The sequence below is a fragment of the Kitasatospora sp. NPDC054768 genome (assembly GCF_053612025.1).
This window is the reverse complement of the sequence record NZ_JBSHBN010000094.1, coordinates 1-22,822: the sequence shown is the minus strand read 5'-3', so window position 1 is coordinate 22,822 and position 22,822 is coordinate 1. Positions and strand designations below refer to the sequence as shown.

Annotated in this window: 18 protein-coding genes; 12 read left to right on the top strand and 6 right to left on the bottom strand. The window is 75.5% G+C overall.

The window, feature by feature from the left end:
• Positions 1–2: 2 nt before the first annotated feature.
• A complete protein-coding gene (locus ACWGKU_RS25430) occupies positions 3–803 on the bottom strand; it encodes a M23 family metallopeptidase (RefSeq protein ID WP_401052302.1) in 801 nt (266 codons plus the stop codon).
• A gap of 322 nt (positions 804–1,125) precedes the next feature.
• Here ACWGKU_RS25430 and ACWGKU_RS25425 point away from each other — a divergent pair, with 322 nt between their 5' ends.
• Positions 1,126–1,530 carry a cobalamin B12-binding domain-containing protein gene (locus ACWGKU_RS25425; protein WP_224285525.1) on the top strand — a complete coding sequence of 135 codons (405 nt, stop codon included), beginning with the start codon at positions 1,126–1,128 and terminating at the stop codon, positions 1,528–1,530.
• A gap of 95 nt (positions 1,531–1,625) precedes the next feature.
• Here the strand turns inward: ACWGKU_RS25425 and ACWGKU_RS25420 are convergent, their stop codons facing one another.
• The gene (locus ACWGKU_RS25420; protein ID WP_401048742.1) at positions 1,626–3,206 is read right to left on the bottom strand and encodes a DUF5691 domain-containing protein; all 1,581 of its coding nucleotides are present in this window, start codon (positions 3,204–3,206) and stop codon (positions 1,626–1,628) included.
• Between the two features lie 45 nt (positions 3,207–3,251).
• Positions 3,252–4,553 carry an SWIM zinc finger family protein gene (locus tag ACWGKU_RS25415; protein ID WP_452179506.1) on the bottom strand — a complete coding sequence of 434 codons (1,302 nt, stop codon included), beginning with the start codon at positions 4,551–4,553 and terminating at the stop codon, positions 3,252–3,254.
• A gap of 178 nt (positions 4,554–4,731) precedes the next feature.
• On the opposite strand from ACWGKU_RS25415, the gene ACWGKU_RS25410 reads away from it, so the two are divergent.
• From ACWGKU_RS25410 to sucD, 5 genes are all read left to right on the top strand, one after another.
• A complete protein-coding gene (locus ACWGKU_RS25410) occupies positions 4,732–5,814 on the top strand; it encodes an ATP-binding protein (protein ID WP_380548889.1) in 1,083 nt (360 codons plus the stop codon).
• A complete protein-coding gene (locus tag ACWGKU_RS25405) occupies positions 5,811–8,246 on the top strand; it encodes a DUF5682 family protein (protein ID WP_452179505.1) in 2,436 nt (811 codons plus the stop codon). The genes ACWGKU_RS25410 and ACWGKU_RS25405 overlap by 4 nt, the downstream gene beginning before the upstream one ends.
• Before the next feature lie 69 nt (positions 8,247–8,315).
• The gene (locus ACWGKU_RS25400) at positions 8,316–9,518 is read left to right on the top strand and encodes a VWA domain-containing protein (RefSeq protein WP_452179504.1); all 1,203 of its coding nucleotides are present in this window, start codon (positions 8,316–8,318) and stop codon (positions 9,516–9,518) included.
• A 281-nt stretch (positions 9,519–9,799) separates the two neighbouring features.
• The gene (gene sucC / locus ACWGKU_RS25395; RefSeq protein ID WP_359911285.1) at positions 9,800–10,972 is read left to right on the top strand and encodes an ADP-forming succinate--CoA ligase subunit beta; all 1,173 of its coding nucleotides are present in this window, start codon (positions 9,800–9,802) and stop codon (positions 10,970–10,972) included.
• Positions 10,973–10,990: 18 nt separating this feature from the next.
• A complete protein-coding gene (gene sucD / locus ACWGKU_RS25390) occupies positions 10,991–11,881 on the top strand; it encodes a succinate--CoA ligase subunit alpha (protein ID WP_401053791.1) in 891 nt (296 codons plus the stop codon).
• A 62-nt stretch (positions 11,882–11,943) separates the two neighbouring features.
• Here sucD and ACWGKU_RS25385 read toward each other — a convergent pair whose 3' ends face one another.
• Positions 11,944–14,046: a LuxR C-terminal-related transcriptional regulator gene (locus ACWGKU_RS25385; RefSeq protein ID WP_452179503.1), complete on the bottom strand. Its 2,103-nt coding sequence runs from the start codon at positions 14,044–14,046 to the stop codon at positions 11,944–11,946.
• Positions 14,047–14,178: 132 nt separating this feature from the next.
• On the opposite strand from ACWGKU_RS25385, the gene ACWGKU_RS25380 reads away from it, so the two are divergent.
• Positions 14,179–15,609, top strand: coding sequence for a cell division protein PerM (locus tag ACWGKU_RS25380; RefSeq protein ID WP_452179502.1), 1,431 nt, complete (start codon positions 14,179–14,181; stop codon positions 15,607–15,609).
• A gap of 55 nt (positions 15,610–15,664) precedes the next feature.
• On the opposite strand, the gene ACWGKU_RS25375 is transcribed toward ACWGKU_RS25380, so the two are convergent.
• The gene (locus tag ACWGKU_RS25375) at positions 15,665–16,363 is read right to left on the bottom strand and encodes a hypothetical protein (RefSeq protein ID WP_452179501.1); all 699 of its coding nucleotides are present in this window, start codon (positions 16,361–16,363) and stop codon (positions 15,665–15,667) included.
• Between the two features lie 380 nt (positions 16,364–16,743).
• Here ACWGKU_RS25375 and purN point away from each other — a divergent pair, with 380 nt between their 5' ends.
• Both purN and purH read left to right on the top strand, forming a co-directional pair.
• Complete coding sequence (gene purN, locus ACWGKU_RS25370) at positions 16,744–17,403, top strand: phosphoribosylglycinamide formyltransferase (RefSeq protein ID WP_359915185.1); 660 nt, start codon at positions 16,744–16,746, stop codon at positions 17,401–17,403.
• Positions 17,400–18,974, top strand: coding sequence for a bifunctional phosphoribosylaminoimidazolecarboxamide formyltransferase/IMP cyclohydrolase (gene purH, locus ACWGKU_RS25365; RefSeq protein ID WP_452179500.1), 1,575 nt, complete (start codon positions 17,400–17,402; stop codon positions 18,972–18,974). Before purN ends, purH begins: the two co-directional genes overlap by 4 nt.
• A 114-nt stretch (positions 18,975–19,088) precedes the next feature.
• Here the strand turns inward: purH and ACWGKU_RS25360 are convergent, their stop codons facing one another.
• On the bottom strand, positions 19,089–19,700 hold the full coding sequence (locus tag ACWGKU_RS25360; RefSeq protein ID WP_359915188.1) for a hypothetical protein: 612 nt from the start codon (positions 19,698–19,700) through the stop codon (positions 19,089–19,091).
• A 562-nt stretch (positions 19,701–20,262) separates the two neighbouring features.
• Here ACWGKU_RS25360 and ACWGKU_RS25355 point away from each other — a divergent pair.
• From ACWGKU_RS25355 to ACWGKU_RS25345, 3 genes are all read left to right on the top strand, one after another.
• Positions 20,263–21,117: a bifunctional methylenetetrahydrofolate dehydrogenase/methenyltetrahydrofolate cyclohydrolase gene (locus tag ACWGKU_RS25355; protein WP_359915190.1), complete on the top strand. Its 855-nt coding sequence runs from the start codon at positions 20,263–20,265 to the stop codon at positions 21,115–21,117.
• Positions 21,118–21,136: 19 nt separating this feature from the next.
• Positions 21,137–21,562, top strand: a complete 426-nt coding sequence (locus ACWGKU_RS25350) for a DUF3017 domain-containing protein (RefSeq protein ID WP_359915192.1) — start codon at positions 21,137–21,139, stop codon at positions 21,560–21,562.
• 217 nt (positions 21,563–21,779) lie between these two features.
• A complete protein-coding gene (locus ACWGKU_RS25345) occupies positions 21,780–22,772 on the top strand; it encodes a malate dehydrogenase (RefSeq protein ID WP_401043732.1) in 993 nt (330 codons plus the stop codon).
• Positions 22,773–22,822 lie beyond the last annotated feature (50 nt).

Genomic DNA, 22,822 nt, shown 5'->3' with positions numbered 1-22,822 from the left:
GCTCAGCGCGGGTCCAGCCCGTTCGCGAGGAACCAGGGCAGCGGGTCGATCGGTCCGCTGCCCTGCGGCCGGATCTCGAAGTGCAGGTGCGGGCCGGTGCTGTTGCCGCTGGTGCCGACGAAGGCGATCACGTCGCCCTGCTTCACCGGGCCCTTGCGCACCTTGTACGCCCGCAGGTGGCAGTACCAGGCCTCGGTGCCGTCGGGCATCTTGAGGATCGTCATGTAGCCGTAGAACGGGTTCCACTGGGTGCGCAGGGTGCCGTCGGTCACGGCGTAGACCTCGGAGCCGCCGTCCACCGGGAAGTCGATGCCGGTGTGCCGGTTGGCCCAGTGGGTGCCGGCCTCGCCGAACTGTTCGCCGAGACCGTGCCGGGCGACCGGCATGACCACCTTGGGCCCGACCGGCTCGGGCGCCGGCTCGGCGGTGGGCTGCGCGGTGGGTGCCTCGGTGGGCTGGGCGCCGGCCAGCGGCAGGCGGGCGTCGCCGCGCGAGGCCTGGGTCGGCGCGCCGGCCGCCACCGCCTGGGCCGCCGCCTGAGCGGCGGTGGTGTCCGGGGCGTTGTCGGCCGCGGTCCGCGGCACCTGTCCGGCGGCCTGGGCGCGCTGCTGGTCGGCCTCCCCCTGCACCGTGATCGCCGCCGCCGCGGCCACCCCGAGCGCGGCCACCGACGGCAGCGCGACCCGCAGCAGCGCCGTCCGGGTGGCCGCCCTGGCGGCGCCGCGGCGCTGGGCACGGGACTGCTCGCGGGCGGCGAGGCGCAGCTCCGCGCGGGTCGGACGGGCGGCTGCATCGGGAGCCATCGGGGGCTGCCTCCTCGGTGGGCCTCGGACGTCGTCGGGCGGGGGAAGACAGCCGTGACTGTAGCTCCCTGGCCGACGCCCCGGAAAAACCTCCGGATGTCAAGGGGGCGGCCGGGGGGTCTGTGCGGAGGTTGCGGGGAGGAGGGGTAGGCCCGCCGGTGGCAAGGCCCGGAGCTGTGACTTTGCCCTCCTCTTGGGAGGTGGCACGGTCAACCGTGCCGGGTGGCGCTAACCTCCCCTCAGGTTGGTTATTGACCGTTAACCGCGCCGGCGGCCCACGAGGCCCGGTCGGATGGTGGACGACGACGTCCAGGAGGCAGTCATGAGTGTGTCGGGGCCGATCCGTGTGGTGGTCGCCAAGCCCGGGCTCGACGGTCACGACCGTGGTGCCAAGGTCATCGCGCGCGCCCTGCGCGACGCCGGTATGGAGGTCATCTACACCGGACTGCACCAGACGCCCGAGCAGGTCGTCGACACCGCGATCCAGGAGGACGCGGACGGCATCGGGCTGTCCATCCTCTCCGGCGCCCACATGACGCTGTGCGCGCGGGTCCTGGAGCTGCTGAAGGAGCGCGACGCGGAGGACATCAAGGTCTTCTGCGGGGGGATCATCCCGGACGAGGACATCGCCGAACTCAAGGCGATGGGTGTCGCGGACATCTTCACCCCGGGCACGCCGACCCGCGACGTGGTCGCCTGGGTCGAGTCGAACCTGCGGGCCGGCTGAACCACCGCGCGTCGAGCGGGCCGCCCCTCCCGGGGCCGGCCCGCTCCGCCGTTCCGGGGCCCGGAAAGCCGACGGGCCGGCCCGTCGGCCCCGGCTCAGCCCGCCAGCTCCGCGAGCATCGCCGCCCGGAAGCGCAGGGTGCCGGCCAGCCGGGCGAAGGTCTCGGACCACGCGGAGTCCGGGGCGGCCCCGGCGGCCAGCTCCTCCACCGCGGCGGCCGTCTCCGGGGCGAGCGCGCGCTCCGTCATCCCGAGCACCCCGCTGTGGCTCCACGGGTACGCCCCGGAGGCCGCCGCCCGGGCCAGGGCGGTCACCACGGCGGTGGACAGCGGTGGCGTCCACGGGGTGGCGCAGGCGCCGAGCAGCTGGAAGGCGTCGCCCAGCCCGTGCGCCGTGATGAACGCCGCCGTCCAGACGGCCCGCTCCTCCGGCGGGAGGACGGCCAGCAGCTTGGCCGGGGCGCCGGTGGCGCGCGCCGCGCGGGCCCGCGCACCGCGCCCGGACGGGGCCGGGCCGAGCAGCGCCCGGGCCCAGTCGGCGTCCTGCTGGCGGACGGCGGCCCGCGCCCAGGCCTCCCGCAGGTCGTCGGCCCAGCTGCTGCTGGTCTCGTCGATGCTGTCGCCGACCCGCAGGGCGAGCAGCTGCTCGGGCGTCAGCCCGGTGCTCTCCGGCCAGAGCGACAGCGGCGCGGCGGCCACCACCTCGCCGAACCACCAGGCCCGTTCGCCGCGCCCGGTGGGCGACTTGGGCGCGATCCCGTCGCGCTGCATCTGCGCGTCGCACTCGGCGGGCGGGGTGACCAGCAGATGCGTGCCGGTGCCGGCGAGTCGGACGGCGGCCCGCGCCCGCTCGGCCATCCGGCGGGCCAGGGCCGAGCCGGGCAGAGTGGAGAGCAGTTCGGCGGCGGTGGCCCGGACGTTCTTGCTCCGGTCGCCGAGGGCGGCCTCCAGGAACGGTTCGTCGGCGGGGGAGAGGCCGTCCTGGAGGGCGTCCAGGAAGAGCAGGCGGTCCTCGGCGCGCTCGGTGGACCAGGTGCCGCGCAGCAGTTCCAGGCCGGCCGCCGGGTCGCGGCGGCGCAGCAGCGTGAGGTGGGTGACCCGCTCGGCGAACAGGCCCTCGTGCCAGAGCCGGTCGTCCGTCGGCCGTTGCGGCAGGTCGGGGGCGGTGGTGCGCAGCACGAACCGCCAGTCGGGGTTCTGCTCGGCCAGCCAGCGGCCCGGCGGACCGGCCAGGGCCACGGCGTCGGGGCGCAGTTCGCTGCGGGCGCGGGCGGCGTCGAGCAGGCCGGGTATCAGCGCCGCGGGCGGGCGCAGGCCCCGGGCCCGGGCGGTGGTGAGCCACTGCGGCAGCAGCTCGGCCAGGTTGGCCAGGGTGCCGCCGCCGCTGCCGGCCCGCCCCGAGAGCAGGACGGCCAGCCGGCGGGCGGCCGGCTCGGGCAGCTCCGGGCGGGTGTCCTCGGCTGCGGGCGGGCCGGGCGGCCCGGCGGCCGGTACGGGCAGCGCTCCGGCCCGGCGGCGGACGGCGGCCAGTGCGGCCAGCTCCAGCAGGGCGGTGGCCGGGTCGCCCCGGTCCACGGCGTCCGCGAGGGGCAGGGCGGTGGCCGGGAGCGGGCGGCGGTCGGTGCCGAGCAGCGCGCTGGTGTGCAGGGTCTCCCACGGGTCCTGGGTGATCGTCATGCCGGGTTCTCCTGGGGAGTGTCCGGGGCGTGTCTGGGGCACGCCCTACGCGTTGGTGAGGCCGACCGGGCGTCGGCCGGCGGCCCAGGCCGTGACCGGGGCGAAGCCCTGGTGGCCGTACTCGCCGAAGACCGTCAGCGGGCGGCCGGTGGAGACGGCGGCCAGCCGCCACAGGGCCGTCTCCGGGACGGTCGAGGCGCGGACCGGCACGGTGTGGTGGCCGTCCGTCAGGAACCAGCCGTCCGGGGTGCGGACCGGGACGACGTCGCCGAGCACGGTCGGCCGGCTCTCCAGCCACGGGTCGTCGGCGACGGCGGTGCCGTAGCCGGCCACCGCCTCGGCGACGGTGAGCCCGGCGGGCGGTTCGCCGGGGCCCGGCTCGGGGGCGCCGTAGCGCTCGCCGAGGGTGGCGCGCAACGGGTGGGCGCCCGGGTGGTAGGCGAGGTCGGCCTCCACCAGGCGGCCGGTGGGCAGGGCGAGGGCGGGGGCCTGGCCGGTGCGGCCGAAGGAGAGCAGCAGCGCCGGGCGGCCGGTCTTGGCACCGCGCAGCCAGATCCGGCGGGTGATGAGCCGCTCGTCCGAGGTGTCGCGGCTGCCGAGCACCAGCCAGCGGTCGCGGACGGTCGGGCCGGCCAGCACCTCGTTGCTCTCCACGGTGTAGCCGACCCGGGTGCGGACGGTGGCGGCCAGCTCGGCGGGCAGTTCGTCCAGCCGGGTGGCGGCGGTGGCGAGCAGGTGCAGCATCGCGTACTCCTCCAGCAGCCGCTCCTGCGGCAGCGCGTCCAGTTCGCGGACCCGGGCGGCCAGGCCGGGGGCCTGTGCGTCGACCATCCGGGCGGCGACCTCCTCCCAGGGCCCGGCGGTGGACTGGTCGGCGAGGCCGTGCCGGACCCGGTCGGCCAGCCGCAGCCGCAGCTCGGCCGCGCCGGCCGCGACCCGGGCGCCGCGCCGCTCGGCCCGGCGCCGGGCGCCCTCCGGATCGACGACCTGCTCCTTCACGCGCTTCTCGGCGCGCTCCTGGCGGGACGTGAGCCACTCGGCCACCCAGTCGGCGGGCTCCCCGGCCGGGACGGCCTGCGGGGTTCCGCTCCACAGCAGGAGGAGCCCGAGCGCGTGCTTGCACGGGAACTTCCGGCTGGGGCAGCTGCACTGGTAGGCGGGCGTGGCGAGTTCGATCGCGGTGCGGTACGGCGTGCGGCCGCTGCCCTTGCACTCGCCCCACAGCGCGGTGCCGTCGGTGCCGGTGCCGGACCACGGCGCGGGCGCGGACAGCTTGCCCGCGGCCTTCTGCGAGGCGGCGTCAGGTGCCAGGGACAGGACGTGTTCGGTGCTCCAGCGTTCCTCCATGCGACCGACCGTAGGCGGCGGCACTGACATCGGCTGACGGCCCGTCCGGGGCCCCGCCGGGTTGTCAGTGGCTCGGTGCAGGGTTGGTTCCACAGGCCGGGACGCCGACCTGGCTCCCCCCGATCACCCTTGCGCCCGGGGCACCCGTGTGCCCGGCGGCAGACCCGAAGGAGCCCCCATGACCGACGTTCTGCGGCAGCACGCCGAGGACGCGTTCGCCGGCGAACTGGCCGCGCTGGCCGCACAGGACGACCGGCCGCGTCCCGAGCGCTGGAAGCTCTCGCCGTGGGCCGTGGCGACGTACCTGCTCGGCGGCGAACTGCCCGACGGCACCCGGATCACCCCCAAGTACATCGGCCCGCGCCGGGTCGTCGAGGTCGCCGTGACGACCCTGGCGACGGACCGCGCGCTGCTGCTGCTCGGCGTGCCGGGCACCGCGAAGACGTGGGTGTCCGAGCACCTGGCGGCGGCGATCAGCGGTGACTCCACGATGCTGGTGCAGGGCACCGCCGGCACCCCCGAGGAGGCCGTCCGGTACGGCTGGAACTACGCCCAGCTGCTCACCCGCGGGCCCAGCCGGGACGCCCTGGTGCCCTCGCCGCTGATGCGGGCGATGGCCGAGGGCAGGATCGCCCGGGTCGAGGAGCTCACCCGCATCCCGGCCGACGTGCAGGACAGCCTGATCACCATCCTGTCGGAGAAGACGCTGCCGATACCGGAGTTGGGCTCCGAGACGCAGGCGGTGCGCGGCTTCAACGTGATCGCCACCGCCAACGACCGCGACCGCGGTGTCAACGAGCTGTCCAGCGCGCTGCGCCGCCGCTTCAACACCGTGGTGCTGCCGCTGCCGGGCTCGCTGGACGAGGAGGTCGACATCGTCACCCGCCGGGTCAACCAGCTCGGCCGCTCCCTGGAACTGCCCGAACTGCCCGGCGGCGCCGAGGAGATCAGGCGCGTGGTCACCGTCTTCCGGGAGCTGCGGGCCGGGATCACGGTGGACGGCCGGACGAAGGTCAAGACCCCGAGCGGCACCCTCTCCACCGCCGAGGCGATCTCGGTGGTGACCAACGGACTCGCGCTGGCCACCCACTTCGGCGACGGTGTGCTGCGCGCCGGGGACGTGACGGCCGGCATCCTCGGCGCCGTCGTCCGCGACCCGGTGGCGGACCGGGCGGTCTGGCGCGAGTACGTCGAAGGGGTGGTGCGCGAGCGCGACGGCTGGAAGGACTTCTACCGCGCCGCCCGTGAGGTGGGGGCATGACGGCGCCCGAGGTCGCCCTGCTGGGCATCCGCCACCACGGCCCCGGCTCGGCCCGGGCGGTCGCCGCCGCGCTGGCGCAGTGGCGGCCGGACGCGGTGCTGATCGAGGGCCCGCCGGAGGCCGACGGCATCGTCCACCTGGCCGCGGAGAAGGACCTGGTCCCGCCGGTCGCGCTGCTCGCCCACGCGGTGGACGACCCGGCGAAGGCCGCCTTCTGGCCGTACGCCGAGTTCTCCCCGGAGTGGGTGGCGATCCGGCACGCCGTGGAGCACGACCTGCCGGTCCGCTTCATCGACCTGCCCGCCGGGCACGGCTTCGCGCCGGCCCCGGAGGAGGACGCGGAGGGGACGGCCGCGGAGGGGACGGCCGTCGAGGGCACGGCCGTCGAGGGGACGGCCGCCGAGGAGGAGGACGCCGAGGAGGAGGACGCCGGGCCGGTCGCCGACCCGCTGGCGCTGCTCGCCGAGGCGGCCGGGCACGACGACGCGGAGCGCTGGTGGGAGGACGTGGTCGAGCACCGCGCGCCCGGCGACGACGCGCTGGCGCCGTTCGCCGCCGTCGCCGAGGCGATGGGCGCGCTGCGCGCGAAGGGCCTCGGCGAGTCCCGCCGGGACCTGCTGCGCGAGGCGTACATGCGCCAGCAGATCCGTGCCGCCCGCCGCGCCGGGCACCGCAGGATCGCCGTGGTCTGCGGGGCCTTCCACGTCCCGGCGCTGGAGCGGATGCCCACCGTCGCCCACGACCGGGCGCTGCTCGCCGCACTGCCGAAGAAGGTGCGGACGGACATCACCTGGGTGCCGTGGACGCACCGCCGGCTCTCCCAGGCCACCGGTTACGGCGCGGGTGTGCAGTCACCCGGCTGGTACCACCACCTGTTCACCACCGACGGTGACCCGGTGCCGCGCTGGCTCACCCGGGCGGCCGACCTGCTGCGCGCCGAGGACCACCCGGTCTCCTCCGCGCACGTGATCGAGGCGGTCCGGCTGGCCGAGACCCTGGCCGTGCTGCGCGGCCGCCCGCTCGCCGGGCTGACCGAGACCCTGGACGCCGTGCGCGCGGTGCTCTGCGAGGGCTCGGACGTCGCCCTGGAGCTGGTCCGGGACCGCCTGGTGGTCGGCGACGCGCTCGGCGAGGTCCCGGACGCCGCACCGGCGGTGCCGCTCCAGCGCGACCTGACCCGGTTGCAGCGCTCGCTGCGGCTCAAGCCCGAGGCCGCGCCGAAGGACGTCGACCTCGACCTGCGCAAGGACACCGACGCGGCCCGCTCCCGGCTGCTGCACCGGCTGCGGCTGCTGGGCGTGGACTGGGGTGTGCCCGCGCGCTCCTCGGTGAACTCGACCGGGACGTTCCGGGAGAGCTGGCGGCTGTGCTGGCAGCCCGAGTTCGCGGTCCGGATCGCCGAGGCCGCCCAGTGGGGCACCACGGTCGAGGAGGCCGCGGCCAACAAGGCCGTCGGCACCGCCCGCGCCGCCGGGGAACTCGCCGAGCTGACCGGCCTGGTGGAGACCTGCCTGCTGGCCGGGCTGTCCGGCGCACTGCCCGCCGTGATGCGGGTGCTCGCCGACTGCGCGGCCCTGGACACCGACGTCGCGCACCTCGCGGGCGCGCTGCCCGCACTGGTCCGCGCGCTGCGCTACGGCGACGTGCGCGGCACCGACCACGGCGCGCTCGCCGAGGCGGCCGCAGGCCTGGCCGAGCGGATCTGCGTGGGACTGCCGCCCGGCTGCGTCGGCCTGGACGCGCAGGGGGCGGAGGCGATGCGCGGCCGCCTCGACGAGGTGCACGGCGCGATCGGCCTGCTGGCCGCCGATCCCGGCGACGTCACTGCCGCCGGCACCACCACGGCCGACACCATCACCGCCGCCTGCACCGCGCCGGACCCGGACGGCCTGGCCGGCCTGGCCGACCGCTGGGCCGCCGCCCTGGGCTCGCTGGCCCGCCGCGAGCCGGCCGGCGGACCGGCCACCGGCGCCCCCGGACTGCTGCGCGGCCGGGCCGTGCGGCTGCTGCTGGACGACGGCCGGCTCGACTCCGCGGCGGCCGGCCGACGGCTTCGGCTGGTGCTCTCCGCCGCCAACGCCCCGGCCGACGCGGCCGGTTGGGTCGAGGGCTTCCTGACCGGCGGCGGCGCCCTGCTGCTGCACGACCCGCGGCTGCTCGCCCTGCTGGACGAGTGGCTGACCGGGGTGAGCGGCGAGGCCTTCACCGACGTCCTGCCGCTGCTGCGCCGCACCTTCGCCGGACTGGAGGCGGGCGTGCGCACCACCATCGGCGGCCGGGTCGCGGCCGGCCCGCTCGGTGAGCCGCCGGCCGTCGACGCCGCGGCCGGTGAGCTGGACCGGGCCCGCGCCGACGCCGCCGTCCCGGTGGTGGCCCTGCTGCTCGGGATCCGCCCGAGGATCCCCCGGCAGGCCGCCGGCCGCGACACCTGACACCCGCCGCGGTGGCACCCACCGCACCGAACGCCTGCCCCACCGCAGGACCCGCTGAAGGAGGACGAGATGGCAGCGCCCACGACCGACGAACGGCTGCGCCGCTGGCGGCTGGTGCTCGGCGGCGAGGCCGACGGCACCGGCTGCGCCCTGCGCGGCCGCGACGCCGCGATGGACGGCGCCCTCGCCGCGCTCTACCGCGGCGCCCCCGAGGAGGGTGCCCGGGCCGGGCGCACCGGCCGCCGCGGTGCCGGGCTGGGCGGCTCGGCCCCGCAGGTGGCCCGCTGGCTGGGTGACATCCGCGAGTACTTCCCCTCCACCGTGGTGCAGCTGATGCAGCAGGACGCGATCACCCGGCTCGGCCTGGACCGGCTGCTGCTGGAGCCGGAGATGCTGGAGGCCGTCGAGCCGGACGTGCACCTGGTCGGCACCCTGCTGTCGCTCAAGCACGCGCTGCCCGAGACCACCCGGGAGAGCGCCCGGGCGGTGGTCGGCAAGGTGGTCGCCGACCTGGAGCGCCGGCTCGCCGACCGCACCCGGGCCACGCTCGGCGGCGCCCTCGACCGCAGTGCCAAGGTCAACCGTCCCCGCCACCGCGACATCGACTGGGACCGCACCATCCGGGCCAACCTGAAGAACTACCTGCCCGAGCACGGCACCGTCGTCCCCGAGCGGCTGGTCGGCTACGCCCGCGCCCAGCGCGCCGTGAAGAAGGACGTCATCCTCTGCATCGACCAGTCCGGCTCGATGGCGCCCTCGGTGGTCCACTCGGCGGTCTTCGGCGCGGTGCTCGCCTCGATGCGCACCCTGGACACCCGGCTGGTCGTGTTCGACACCTCGGTGGTCGACCTCACCGAACAGCTCACCGACCCGGTCGACGTCCTGTTCGCCACTCGGCTCGGCGGCGGCACCGACATCAACCGCGCCCTGGCCTACTGCCAGTCGAAGATCACCCGGCCCTCCGAGACCGTCGTGGTGCTGATCAGCGACCTGTACGAGGGCGGCATCCGGGACGGCATGCTCAAGCGGGTCGCCGCGATGAAGGCGGCCGGCGTCCAGTTCATCGCCCTGCTCGCGCTCTCCGACGAGGGGGCCCCGGCGTACGACCACGCGCACGCCGCCGCCCTGGCCTCGCTCGGCGCGCCGGCCTTCGCCTGCACCCCGGACGCGTTCCCGGAGATCATGGCGGCGGCGATCGAGAAGCGCCCGATCCCGCAGAGCCTGTTCGAGGGGGCCGCCCAGGGGGGTGAGGGATTCACCCGAACGCGCTAATCGGACCGATCGGTGGACCGGCCGCCCACCCCGTCCCTCCTGGGCATTCTGTGACGGTTCTCACCCATGCCGGGCAGGCCCCGGGCGGAACAGTCCCGTCCCGCGGGGATAACCTGCCAGACGGACGTGACGCGCGTGTTGATTGACGTGAGCGCCCGTGGCTGTGTGGGCCGCAAGGCCGTACCTCTGCGTACCCGCACCGCCCCGACGACCCGCAGCGAAGATCCTGCCGTGGCACGCTCGTAGAGACACAATCCGCGACCACGAACAAGGACAAACACGTGGACCTGTTCGAGTACCAGGCGAGGGACCTCTTCGCCAAGCACGGCGTGCCCGTGCTTGACGGCGATGTCATCGAGACCGCCGCAGACGCTGCCGCCATCGCGGAGCGCTTCGGCGGCCGCGCCGTCGTCAAGGCTCAGGTGAAGGTGGGTGGCCGAGGCAAGGCCGGCGGCGTCAAGCTCGCCGCCGACCCGGCGGACGCCGTCGCCAAGGCCGAGCAGATCCTCGGCATGGACATCAAGGGCCACACCGTTCACAAGGTGATGCTGGCCCAGACCGCGGACATCAAGGACGAGTACTACGTCTCGTTCCTGCTGGACCGCACCAACCGCACCTTCCTGGCCATGGCCAGCGTCGAGGGCGGCGTGGAGATCGAGGTCGTCGCCGAGCAGAACCCCGAGGCGCTCGCCAAGATCCCGGTCGACGCCAACGAGGGCTGCACCCCGGAGAAGGCCGCCGAGATCGTCGCCGCGGCGAAGTTCCCGGCCGAGGTCGCCGACCAGGTCGCCGAGGTCCTGCAGAAGCTGTGGACCGTCTTCATCAAGGAGGACGCCCTCCTCGTCGAGGTCAACCCGCTGATCAAGTCCGGTGAGGGCAAGATCATCGCGCTCGACGGCAAGGTCTCCCTGGACGAGAACGCCGAGTTCCGCCAGCCCGAGCACGAGGCCCTGGAGGACAAGGCCGCGGCCAACCCGCTGGAGGCCGCCGCCAAGGCCAAGGGCCTGAACTACGTCAAGCTCGACGGCCAGGTCGGCATCATCGGCAACGGCGCGGGCCTCGTCATGAGCACCCTCGACGTGGTCGCGTACGCCGGTGAGAACCACGGCGGCGTCAAGCCCGCCAACTTCCTCGACATCGGTGGCGGCGCCTCCGCCGAGGTCATGGCGAACGGCCTGGAGATCATCCTGGGCGACCCCGACGTCAAGTCGGTCTTCGTCAACGTCTTCGGCGGCATCACCGCGTGCGACGCGGTCGCCAACGGCATCGTGCAGGCCCTCGCGCTCCTGGAGGGCAAGGGCGAGAACGTCACCAAGCCGCTGGTCGTCCGTCTGGACGGCAACAACGCGGAGCTGGGTCGCAAGATCCTCGACGACGCCAACCACCCGCTGGTCCAGCGCGTGGACACCATGGACGGCGCCGCTGACCGCGCCGCCGAGCTGGCCAACAAGTAAGGAAGGGGACTTAACACCATGGCTATCTTCCTTACCAAGGACAGCAAGGTCATCGTCCAGGGCATGACCGGCGCCGAGGGCATGAAGCACACCCGCCGCATGCTCGCCTCCGGCACCCGGATCGTCGGCGGCGTGAACCCGCGCAAGGCCGGCACCACGGTCGACGTCGACGGCACCGAGATCCCGGTCTTCGGCTCCGTCGCCGAGGCGATGGAGAAGACCGGGGCCGACGTCTCCGTCCTCTTCGTGCCGCCGGCCTTCACCAAGGCCGCCGTCGTCGAGGCCATCGACGCCGAGATCGGCCTGGCCGTCGTCATCACCGAGGGCGTCCCGGTGCACGACACCGCCGCCTTCTGGGCGCACGCCGGTGCCAAGGGCAACAAGACCCGCATCATCGGCCCGAACTGCCCCGGCCTGATCAGCCCCGGACAGTCGAACGCCGGCATCATCCCGGCCGACATCACCACCTCCGGCAAGATCGGTCTGGTCTCGAAGTCGGGCACCCTGACCTACCAGCTCATGTACGAGCTGCGCGACATCGGCTTCTCCTCGGCCGTGGGCATCGGCGGTGACCCGGTCATCGGGACCACCCACATCGACGCCCTCAAGGCCTTCCAGGAGGACCCGGACACCGAGATCATCGTCATGATCGGTGAGATCGGTGGCGACGCCGAGGAGCGTGCCGCGGCCTACATCGCCGAGCACGTCACCAAGCCGGTCGTCGGCTACGTCGCGGGCTTCACCGCCCCCGAGGGCAAGACCATGGGCCACGCCGGCGCCATCGTCTCCGGCTCCTCGGGCACCGCCCAGGCCAAGAAGGAGGCCCTGGAGGCCGCCGGTGTCAAGGTCGGCAAGACGCCGTCCGAGACCGCCCGCCTGGCCCGCGAGATCATCGCCGCCCAGGCCTGATCCCGCCCCGCGCGTGACGAGCGCCCCCGCCCTCCCGGGCGGGGGCGCTCGCCGTTCGCGGCTCAGTGCCGCCCCGGCCCCGTGGTGCAGGGCAGCGGCGACCACGGCCGGCAGGCCGCCGGGCCCTGCGGCGGCGGAGCGGCGCCCCGGGCGGCCGGCGGCAGCTCCCAGCGCGCGACCGCCTGGGGCTGCGGATCCACCAGGACGGCCTCCAACCCGGGCGCCGGGCTGCACCAGATGCTGGTGATGCCGTTCGGCGCCCCGTCGGGCAGCAGCGGCACGGCCGGCTCCGCCGCCTGCGCCGCGGTGGCGGCCAGGCAGAGCGTGGGCGTCGGCGGGGTGGTCGGCCTGAACAGCTCCGCCGGGCGCACCCCCGCCAGGGTCGCCAGCGTCGCCCCGCCCACCGCGACCGTCAGCAGCGCCGCCGCGCCCGTCCGGCTCGCCGTCCGGAGCCGGTACCGGGCCCGCAGCACCGGCACCGGCGTCCGGTGCGGCTCCGGGCAGCCGCGCACCGCCGCCCGGTGGAGCAGCCCGCACAGCCCGTCCGCGAAGCCCGGCGCCGCCGGGTCCGGCCCGACCAGGTCCGGCACCCACGCGGCCAGGGCCGCCCGGGCGGCCCACACCCGCCCCTCGGCCGCCGCCCGGGTGGACTCCACCTCCACCGCGACCGCCACGGCCGGCAGCCCCAGCCCGTCGTGCAGCACCAGCGCCCGGCGCTGGGGGCGGGACAGCCGCTTGAGCGCCTTCAGCAGCGCCCGGTCCCGGTCGGTCAGCCGGTCGTGGTCCGGCAGCACCGCCTGGGTCTCGTCGGCCGGCCGCACCTTGATCCGCCGGTGCGGCAGCCCCCACGCGTGCGCCCGCCGGGGGCCGCCCCGGTGCCACGGGGACAGCGCCAGCTCGCAGGCGCGCGCCCGGACCCAGCCCTCCGGGTTCCCCGAACCGGCGGCCGTGGCCCAGCACCGCCGGGCCTCGCCGAACGCCCGCCGCACGCAGTGCACCGCCCGGTGCCGGCAGGCGGTCAGCAGGAACACCTGCTGCACCAGCCGGGTGTGCGCGGTCTCGTAGAGCTCGTCGAAGCCCATCGCCGGGGGCTCGGCGTCGAGGTCGTCGTCCGCGCCCGAGGGAGCGGCGGCGGCCAGCGCCGCCCGGCCGGGACTGGCGGCGGCAGGCTCCTGCGGCTCCGGCCGTGCCGTCCGCGCCCGGTCGGGTTCGGCGGCCGGTGGCCGTTCGGCGTCCGGCCCGGAGTCCGCTTCGGGGGCGGCCGGGGTGCGGTGCGGCGTGTCGCCGTGGCCGGCGGCCGGCCCGGCGGGGGCCTCCTCGGACCCGCCTCCACCGGCCGCGTCCGTGGTCGGAGCGCTCGCCTGCCAGGTCGGCCCGGCGCCGGGAGTGCCGGGAGTGCCGCCGTGCCGGTCGGGATCCCCGGGGGCCGTCGGCGGGTGGCCGGTGTCGGACGGCTGACGCCGCCCGTCGTCCGCCGCCGCGGCCGGAGGTGCCTGGAGGGCGGCGGCTCCTGGCCGGCCCCCGGGCGTGCGTGGCTCCTGCGCGCGCCCGGGGGCGGCGCTCCCCTCGGCGGCCGGCGGCCCGTCGGCGGCCTGCCGCGGCTGCCCGGCCGGGGCCGTCCGCCGGGTGCCGCCCGAGGGTCCCGGAGCGGGTTTCCCGGCTCGGGTACGGCTCCGCTTCCCGGTCGCCTCCCCGTCCGTTGCCGTGTCGGCCCGCGGGCGGTCGGCCCCGACCACGGAACCGGGGGCGGCCGGGGCGGAGGAGCCCGGGACCGGCCGGAGGAGGACCGGTTCGGCCGGTGGGAGCCCGGCACCCGGGGCCGGCCCCGGGTCGGCCGGGTCGAGGCCGGCGAAGTTCGCCGGGTGTCCGGTCGGGCCGGGGTCCTGGGGGCGCGGCGGTGTGCCGGCCAGCAGGGCGAGTGCCTCCGCCGCGGTGCGGGTGCCGAGCTTGCGCATCGCGCGCTGGAGGTAGCTGCGGGCGGTGGTGGGGGTGACCCCGAGGGTGGCGGCGGTGCGGGGGAGGTCGTGGCCGGCGGCGAGGTGGGCCAGGGTCTGGGCCTCACGGGGGGTCAGCGTCCGCAGCAGGCGGCCCGGGTCGGTCTCGGCGTGGGCGGGCCTGCGGTGGCGCTCCGGAGTGGGGGAGTCGGCGGTGGGTGGCGTGGCCATCAGACGCTCCGGGCCGGGGCGCCGGCGGCTTGGGGGCAAGGTCTGAAAATGCGCATAAGCCAATAATCTGGGACACGGCGGCGGTTTGGCGCTTCACGGAGCATGGCGAGTCGCCTTGGCACCATGTGGCCCATGACGCAGCTGATGGGCCGTCCGATCCTGGAGTCGCCCGGTGAATTGGGCGGACGCCCCGCGCTGGCCGACCTGTTGGCGGGTGTGCGGACGGCGTTGGTCGGCCTGGCGGTGGTCGGGGCGCCGGTGCTCGGGCTCTGGGTGGCGACGCCGTACGCGGACGACGACGCGGGCGTTGTCACCCGGTTGGCGGGGGCGCTCTGGCTGCTGGGGCACGGAGCGCCGCTGCTGCGCGGGCCGGCGGACGCCCCGCTGACGGTCACTCCGCTGCTGCTCGGCGCCCTGGCCGTGGTCCGGCTCTACCGGGCGGCCGCCAGGGTGGCCGCGCGGCGCGGGCCGCGCCCGCGCTGGGGCGGTCCGGTGGCGGTGTGGGCGGGGTACTGCGCGGTGGCCTTCGCGGTGGCGCTGCACTGCGCGGCCACCGGGCCGTTCCGCAGCCGGGTGCTGCCGGACGTGCTGGTGGTGGCGCTGGTGGCGGGCCTGGCGACGGCCGCGGGGGCCCGCTCGGTGGCCGTCCTCGACGTGCCTGTCGACTCCCCGCTGCACCGCCTCCCGCCGCCGTACCGCCCGGTCGACGGTGCGCCGGTGGTACGGGCCGCGGCGCTGGCGGCCGGGGCCGGGCTGGTCGCGGCGGGCGGTCTGCTGGTGGTGTTCTCGGCGGTGCTGGACGCGGTGGCGGGCGGTGGGCGCGGGATGGCGCTGCTCGGCGGCGGGCCCGTCGCGCTGCTGGGGCTGGTGCTGCTCGCGCTGGCGCTGCTGCCGAACGCGGTGCTGTGGGGTGCGGCGTACGCGCTGGGGCCGGGCTTCGCGCTCGGCGCCGGGACGGTGGTGTCGCCGACCGGTGCGGTGCTGGGCCCGGTGCCCGAGTTCCCGCTGTTCGCCCTGCTGCCGGCGGACGGGCCGGGCGGCTGGCGGCTCGCGGCGTCGGTCCTGCCGCTGCTGGCCGGGGTGGTGCCGGCGGTGCTGCTGGGCCGTGCGGCGGCGGGCCGGCGGCTGCCGGTCTCCGGGGCGGGGGCCGGGGAGCGGCCCGAGCCCTGGACGCCGGCCGCGACGGCGGTGGCCGCGCTGGCGGCGGCGCTGTGGGTCGGGGCCGGGGCGGCGGTGCTGGGCCGGCTCTCCGGCGGGGCGCTGGCGGGGGAGCGGCTGGCGTGGGTGGGGCCGCTGCCGTGGACGGGTCCGGCGGCGGCGGGCTGGATCGCGCTGGTCGCCGTCCCGGGCGCGTTGCTGGTCCGGTACCGGATGCTGGGCCCGGCGGACGGTGTGGGCGTGTACGCCCGGCTCGCGCGCCAGGCCCGCCGGGGTGTGCTGGGGCTGCGCGCCCGTACGTACGCCCTCGTGCTGCGGCTTTCGGAGCCGGGTGCCGGGCCCGCCGCCGGCGGACCGGGCCCCGACGGGCGGGACCCGGACGACCGCGCGGGCCTCGACGACTGAGCGGGCCTCGACGACTGACCGGGGCCGGGGCGGCCGGGCGGACCCGGAGGTCCGGCTACTCGGTGTTCCCGGTGAAGTCCACGTACCACTGCGGCGCGTACCGGTCGCAGTTCTGGGCGCCGACGCTGGTCAGCGAGTCCTGGACGCAGGTGACGTAGTCGCGGTAGTGGTACCCGAGGCCGATCACCGAGGTCGCGACCACGATGGTCATCGCACCGGTCAGGATGCCGGCGAGCGCCGCCGGGGTGAGCGGGTTCGGGGCGGGGGCCGCGGGGAGCGGCCCGGCCGGCCCGGCGACGGTGGCGGCCGGGGCGGGCCGCCGGGTCCGCAGCGCGCCGACGCCCCAGACGACGCCGAGCGCCCCGATCAGCAGGGCGATCCAGTGGAATCCCGCGAACAGGCAGACCAGGGCGAACGGCCCGGCCAGCGCCGCGTTGCGGGCCTTGCGGTGGGCCGGATCGGCGAGGTCGAGCCGGGGCGGCTGCGGGGACGGCGGTCGCTGGCCGGTGCGGCCGTCGCCGGGGCCCCATTGCGGCGGCAGCTGCGGACGCTCGCCGCCCCTGCCGTCGGAGCCGCCCCTGCCGTCGGAGCCGCCCTGTCCGGCGGGGCCGCCCTGTCCGGTGGGGCCCGCTTGGCCGTCGGAGCCGTGACCCCCGCCGGCCCAGGGGCTGCGCGGCTGCCACGGCTGGTCCGGGGCATCCGCCGGCGGCGGCGCGAAGGGGTTGCGCTCGCCGGTGTCGTCGCCGCTGCTCATGGGTTCAGCCATTCCTTCTCGGTCGGGGCTCGTTCGGAGGTTCTCGCGTCGGAGCGGTCTCCCGCGCCCCCAATGATCCCGCAGTCGTCCGTCGGGCCATCGGCGGCCCGGTGCCGCGGGGCGGGCGGGGACGCCGGGGCCGGTGCGGTGGGCCGGAGGAGATCCCCGTCTCAACTACGCGCGTAGCGCCGCCGGGAGGGTGCGGAGGCCCTCCGACCAGCCGTTATCGTGGTGACGGTCAGCAGCCCACAGAGGTTCCCCGGGGCCCGCGTCGCGGCGGATTTCCCTGGAGTTCCCCCTCGCTCGACCTGCCGTTCGTAGTGGCCCCACCACCGGTGGACGTACCAGCGGACGGCGCCCGACCTACGGAGAGACGCGCAGTGGCCGCCGCCCCCGCCCAGCACTTCCCGCCCCGTACGCCCGGACCGGCCCGCCTGGTGGTGCTGGTCTCCGGCTCCGGCACCAACCTGCAGGCGCTGATCGACGCCGTCGCCGACCCGGCCTACGGCGCCGAGATCCTCGCCGTCGGCGCGGACCGGGACGGGATCGCGGGCCTGGAGCGCGCCGGGAAGGCGGGCCTGCCGACCTTCGTCCACCGGGTGAAGGACCACCCGGACCGGGCCGCCTGGGACCGCGCGCTGACCGCCTCCGTCGCCGAGTACCAGCCGGACCTGGTGGTCACGGCCGGTTTCATGAAGATCCTCGGCCCCGAGTTCATCGCCGCCTTCGCCGGGCGGACCGTCAACACCCACCCCGCACTGCTGCCCTCCTTCCCCGGCGCCCACGGCGTCACCGACGCGCTCGCGTACGGCGTGAAGGTCACCGGCTGCACCGTCCACCTGGTCGACTCCGGCGTGGACACCGGGCCGATCATCGCGCAGGGCGTCGTCGAGGTCGTCGACGCCGACCACGCCGATGGCGGCGAAGCGCTGCACGAGCGCATCAAGACTGTCGAGCGCCAGTTGCTCGTCGACGTCGTGGGCCGGCTGGCCCGCGAAGGTCACCGCATCGAGGACCGAAAGGTATGGATTCCGGCATGAGTGCCAGCTCCACCACGCCCGTTTCGGAGAACGTCCGTCCGATCCGTCGCGCGCTGATCAGCGTGTACGACAAGACCGGTCTGGAGGAGCTGGCCCAGGGCCTGCACGCCGCCGGGGTCGCCATCGTCTCCACCGGCTCCACCGCCGGCCGGATCGCCGCCGCCGGTGTCCCGGTGACCGAGGTCTCCGAGCTGACCGGCTTCCCGGAGTGCCTGGACGGGCGCGTGAAGACGCTGCACCCCCGGGTGCACGCCGGCGTGCTGGCCGACCTGCGGCTGGAGTCGCACCGCGCCCAGCTGGCCGAGCTCGGCGTCGAGCCCTTCGACCTGGTCGTGGTGAACCTCTACCCGTTCAAGGCCACCGTCGCCTCCGGCGCCACCCCGGACGAGTGCGTCGAGCAGATCGACATCGGCGGCCCGAGCATGGTCCGCGCCGCCGCCAAGAACCACCCCTCGGTGGCCGTGGTGGTCGACCCGGCCCGCTACGGCGACGTGCTGAAGGCGGCGCAGGAGGGCGGCTTCGACCTGGCCACCCGCAAGCGCCTGGCCGGTGCCGCGTTCGCCCACACCGCCGCCTACGACGTGGCCGTCGCCTCCTGGTTCGAGGACGGCTACGCGCCCAGCGACGAGCGCTTCCCCGAGTTCCTCGGCTCGACCTGGGAGCGGCAGAACGTGCTGCGCTACGGCGAGAACCCGCACCAGGGCGCCGCGCTCTACAGCGACGGCACGGGAGGCCTGGCCGGCGCGCAGCAGTTGCACGGCAAGGAGATGTCGTACAACAACTACGTCGACACCGACGCCGCCCGCCGCGCCGCCTACGACCACGCCGAGCCGGCCGTCGCGATCATCAAGCACGCCAACCCGTGCGGCATCGGGACCGGCGCCGACGTCGCCGAGGCGCACCGCAAGGCGCACGAGTGCGACCCGGTCTCCGCGTACGGCGGCGTGATCGCCGTCAACCGCCCGGTCACCGTCGCGCTGGCCGAGCAGATCGCCCCGATCTTCACCGAGGTCGTGGTGGCCCCCGGCTACGAGGAGGGCGCCCTGGAGGTGCTCACCCGCAAGAAGAACCTGCGGGTGCTGCTCGCCCCCGAGGCCCCGGCCAACCGCCAGGAGGTGCGCCCGGTCTCCGGCGGCGTGCTGCTCCAGGACGCCGACCGGGTGCACGCCGAGGGCGACGACCCGGCGAACTGGACCCTCGCCAGCGGTGAGGCGCTGGCCGCCGACGAGCTGGCCGAGCTGGCCTTCGCCTGGCGCGCCTGTCGGGCCGTCAAGTCCAACGCGATCCTGCTGGCCAAGGACGGCGCCTCGGTCGGCGTCGGCATGGGCCAGGTCAACCGGGTGGACTCCTGCAAGCTCGCGGTCGAGCGGGCCGGCGAGCGCGCCAAGGGCGCCTACGCGGCCTCGGATGCCTTCTTCCCGTTCGCGGACGGCCCGGCGATCCTGATCGCGGCCGGTGTCAGGGCGATCGTCCAGCCCGGCGGCTCGATCCGGGACGAGGAGGTCGTCGCGGCGGCCGCCGAGGCCGGCGTGACCATGTACTTCACCGGCGCGCGGCACTTCTTCCACTGATCCCGCCGATTCCACCGGCCCCGCCGGCGGCGTGACGGTGTGACGGCACGACAGAGCGGCCCGGCCCCCTCCGAGGAGGGAGCCGGGCCGCTCTGCGCTGGTCGTGCGGGCCGGTCAGTAACGCGGCCGGTTGAACCAGTTGACGCCGTCCTGGACGCACATGGCGGTGATCCAGATGATGCTGATCGCCAGCCAGAGCAGGGCCATCACCAGGCCGACCGCGGTGCCGCCGGAGATGGCGCCGAGCAGGATCAGCAGGCCGACCAGGGCACCCAGCGAGCCGTACACGATGGTGGTGACGCGGACGGCGTTGCCGCCCTTGCCGAACTTCACGCCGAGCGTGATGGAGAGCGCGGCGAACAGCCCGAACAGCACGCCGACGACGAGCAGGACACCGGCGGCGGCGTCGCCCAGCGCGGTGAACGGGTTGTCGTCGCTGGTGGTCCGGCTGGCGGCGTTGGTGACGTCCTTGGCCGCCGCCCCGATGATCACGTAGGAGATCGCGGCGAGCGTCTGGACGCCGCCGACGATGAACAGCAGCACCCGGGCCGTGGTCATCAGGCCCGGCATGGACGGCGGGACCATCGGCGCATACCCGTAGGCCGGGGCCTGCTGCGGGTAGCCGTAGCCCGGGGCGGCCTGCGGCGGGGCCTGCTGCGGGTAGCCGTAGCCCGGGGCGGCCGGCGGCTGGCCGTACGGGTTGTTCGGGTCGGGCGGGTACGTCATGGATGCCTCCGGGCAGTTACGGGGACGCGGGGACGGGACGCCGACGGTCCCGGTCGGTGAGTCGGGTCACCGGCCGAGGGGGACGTCGGCGGAGCGGGGAACGGCCCGGCGGCGGTGACGGGCGCCGCGGCTCGCAGCGTGGTGAGCGTCAGGGGTGCGAGGCGGCCGACGGGTACGGCGCGGGCGGAACGGTGCCCCCGCGGTCGGACTGCTCGTTCTGCTGTGGTCGGCTCACTGGCTCTTTCCCCCGGGTACGCCCCGCCGCGGGGTCCGTCGGCCCGTCACCGGGCCGGTATCGCGGCGGGAATGCGCGCTTATCGTCATCCGGACGGCGGCGCCCTGTCCAGCCGGTTCCGCGTGCCGCGTCAAGACTGTGGCGCAACCGCAACGTGCGTCGGACCTTCGTACCCGTCCGTTCACCCGTTCGTCCACCCCGGAAGCGGGCCCGGGAGCGGGCCGGAGCCGCGCCCGGGACCGCGCCCGGGACCGCGCCCGCGAGCGTGTCGGCAGCGGTCGGACGCCCTCGGTACGGAGACCCCCGGCGATCCGGGAGAATGGGGTCATGACTGCCCAGATTCTCGATGGCAAGGCCACCGCCGCCGCGATCAAGTCCGAACTCGCCGCCCGCGTGGCGGTCCTCAAGGCGAAGGGCGTCACGCCCGGCCTCGGCACCGTCCTGGTCGGCGACGACCCGGGCAGCCGCTGGTACGTGAACGGCAAGCACAAGGACTGCGCCGAGGTCGGCATCGCCTCGATCCAGCGCGAGCTGCCCGCCACCGCCACCCAGGAGGACGTCGAGAACGTCGTCCGCGAGCTCAACGCCGACCCGTCCTGCACCGGCTACATCGTCCAGCTGCCGCTGCCCAAGGGCCTGGACCAGAACCCGGTCCTGGAGCTGATGGACCCGGACAAGGACGCCGACGGCCTGCACCCGACCTCGCTCGGCCGGCTCGCCCTGGGCATCGAGGGCCCGCTGCCGTGCACCCCGCTCGGCATCGTCGAGCTGCTGCGCCGCCACGACGTCGAGATCAACGGCGCCGAGGTGGTCGTGGTCGGCCGCGGCATCACCGTCGGCCGCTCGATCGGCCTGCTGCTGACCCGCCGCAGCGAGAACGCCACCGTCACCCTGTGCCACACCGGCACCCGGGACCTCGGCGCCCACCTGCGCAAGGCCGACATCATCGTGGCCGCCGCCGGCGTGCCGCACCTGGTCAAGCCGGAGGACGTCAAGCCGGGCGCGGCGGTGCTGGACGTGGGCGTCAGCCGCAGCGAGGGCAAGATCGTCGGAGACGTGCACCCGGGTGTGGCCGAGGTGGCCGGCTGGATCTCCCCGAACCCCGGCGGCGTGGGCCCGATGACCCGCGCGATGCTGCTCAACAACATCGTCGAGGCGGCCGAGCGCCGCGCCGGCATCTGACACCCCAGGGACGGCGAGCATGACTGAACCGCGACCGGCACGGTCCCGCCGCAGGCCGGTCAGGACGACCGGCACCCTGCCGCCCGAGGGCGCCTCCGCGGCCCTCGGACGCGAGCACGCCCTGCCGGTGCGGCAGTGGCCGATCACGCTGGTCCTGCTGGTCGTCGGCGCCGGCCTCGCGGTCACCTGGTTCGCCGACTTCAAGGACGGGTTCAAGTACGGGCTGCTGATCCTCGGCTGCGGCGTGCTGCTCGGCGCGGTGCTGCGGCTGGTGCTGCCCGAGGTCGGGATGCTGGCGGTGCGCAGCCGCTTCACCGACGTGATCGTGCTGAGCTTCCTGGGCATCTCGATCGTGCTGCTGACCCTGGTGGCGCAGCCGAACCCGTGGCTGCAGATCCCGCTGCTCGACAACATCGGCCAGCTGATGGGCCGGCCCAGGCACTGATCCGCAGGGCCTGCGACGGCCCCCGCCCGGTCCCGTGGAAATCCAGGGCCCGGGCGGGGGCCGCCTTGCTTCTGTGACGCATCAGCCACGCCGGGACACCGGGCATACGCTTCCCTTTGCGATAACCTGACGCCGGTCTCTCGACGTCGAGAGAGATCATCCTGGCTCCAGTGCCGGTGTGCCTGGGGCGCCTGGCGATTTGCTGGAGAAGGTAGAAATGACCCGCACCCCCGTCAACGTCACCATCACCGGAGCAGCCGGCCAGATCGGCTACGCGCTGCTCTTCCGCATCGCCTCGGGCCACCTGCTCGGTGCCGACGTGCCGGTGAACCTGCGTCTCCTGGAGATCCCGCAGGGCCTCAAGGCCGCCGAGGGCACCGCCATGGAGCTCGTCGACTGCGCCTTCCCGCTGCTGCGCGACATCACGATCACGGACCAGCCGAACGTGGCCTTCGACGGCGCCAACGTCGCGCTGCTGGTCGGCGCCCGTCCGCGCACCGCGGGCATGGAGCGCGGCGACCTGCTGTCGGCCAACGGCGGCATCTTCGGCCCGCAGGGCAAGGCCATCAACGACAACGCCGCGGACGACATCAAGGTCCTGGTCGTCGGCAACCCGGCCAACACCAACGCCCTGATCGCCCAGCGCAACGCCCCGGACGTCCCGGCCGAGCGCTTCACCGCGATGACCCGCCTGGACCACAACCGCGCCGTCGGCCAGCTGTCCTCCAGGACCGGCGCCCTGGTCTCCGACATCAAGCGCGTCACCATCTGGGGCAACCACTCCGCGACCCAGTACCCGGACATCTTCCAGGCCGAGATCGCCGGCAAGCCGGCCTTCGAGGCCGTCGGCAGCGACCTGGCCTGGCTGGAGGGCGAGTTCATCCCGACCGTCGCCAAGCGCGGTGCCGCCATCATCGACGCCCGCGGCGCCTCCTCGGCCGCCTCGGCCGCCAACGCCGCCATCGACCACGTCCACACCTGGGTCAACGGCACCGCCGAGGGCGACTGGACCTCCATGGGTGTCGTCTCCGACGGCTCCTACGGCGTTCCGGAGGGCCTGATCTCCTCCTTCCCCGTCACCACCAAGGACGGCAAGTTCGAGATCGTCCAGGGCCTGGAGATCTCCGACTTCTCGCGCGCCCGCATCGACGCCTCGGTCAAGGAGCTGACCGAGGAGCGCGACGCGGTCCAGGAGCTGGGCCTCATCTGAGCCCGCCCCGCACGGTTCCGCCGGCGGCCCGCCGCTTCCCTCCCGGAAGC

Coding starts and splice junctions, on each gene's coding strand:
- ACWGKU_RS25430 (WP_401052302.1), bottom strand. CDS start 803: ATGGCTCCCGATGCAGCCGCCCGTCCGACCCGCGCGGAGCTGCGCCTC.
- ACWGKU_RS25355 (WP_359915190.1), top strand. CDS start 20,263: ATGACTGCCCAGATTCTCGATGGCAAGGCCACCGCCGCCGCGATCAAG.
- purH (WP_452179500.1), top strand. CDS start 17,400: ATGAGTGCCAGCTCCACCACGCCCGTTTCGGAGAACGTCCGTCCGATC.
- ACWGKU_RS25345 (WP_401043732.1), top strand. CDS start 21,780: ATGACCCGCACCCCCGTCAACGTCACCATCACCGGAGCAGCCGGCCAG.
- ACWGKU_RS25385 (WP_452179503.1), bottom strand. CDS start 14,046: ATGGCCACGCCACCCACCGCCGACTCCCCCACTCCGGAGCGCCACCGC.
- ACWGKU_RS25350 (WP_359915192.1), top strand. CDS start 21,137: ATGACTGAACCGCGACCGGCACGGTCCCGCCGCAGGCCGGTCAGGACG.
- ACWGKU_RS25380 (WP_452179502.1), top strand. CDS start 14,179: ATGACGCAGCTGATGGGCCGTCCGATCCTGGAGTCGCCCGGTGAATTG.
- ACWGKU_RS25425 (WP_224285525.1), top strand. CDS start 1,126: ATGAGTGTGTCGGGGCCGATCCGTGTGGTGGTCGCCAAGCCCGGGCTC.
- ACWGKU_RS25410 (WP_380548889.1), top strand. CDS start 4,732: ATGACCGACGTTCTGCGGCAGCACGCCGAGGACGCGTTCGCCGGCGAA.
- ACWGKU_RS25375 (WP_452179501.1), bottom strand. CDS start 16,363: ATGAGCAGCGGCGACGACACCGGCGAGCGCAACCCCTTCGCGCCGCCG.
- ACWGKU_RS25420 (WP_401048742.1), bottom strand. CDS start 3,206: ATGACGATCACCCAGGACCCGTGGGAGACCCTGCACACCAGCGCGCTG.
- ACWGKU_RS25415 (WP_452179506.1), bottom strand. CDS start 4,553: ATGGAGGAACGCTGGAGCACCGAACACGTCCTGTCCCTGGCACCTGAC.
- ACWGKU_RS25400 (WP_452179504.1), top strand. CDS start 8,316: ATGGCAGCGCCCACGACCGACGAACGGCTGCGCCGCTGGCGGCTGGTG.
- ACWGKU_RS25405 (WP_452179505.1), top strand. CDS start 5,811: ATGACGGCGCCCGAGGTCGCCCTGCTGGGCATCCGCCACCACGGCCCC.
- ACWGKU_RS25360 (WP_359915188.1), bottom strand. CDS start 19,700: ATGACGTACCCGCCCGACCCGAACAACCCGTACGGCCAGCCGCCGGCC.
- sucD (WP_401053791.1), top strand. CDS start 10,991: ATGGCTATCTTCCTTACCAAGGACAGCAAGGTCATCGTCCAGGGCATG.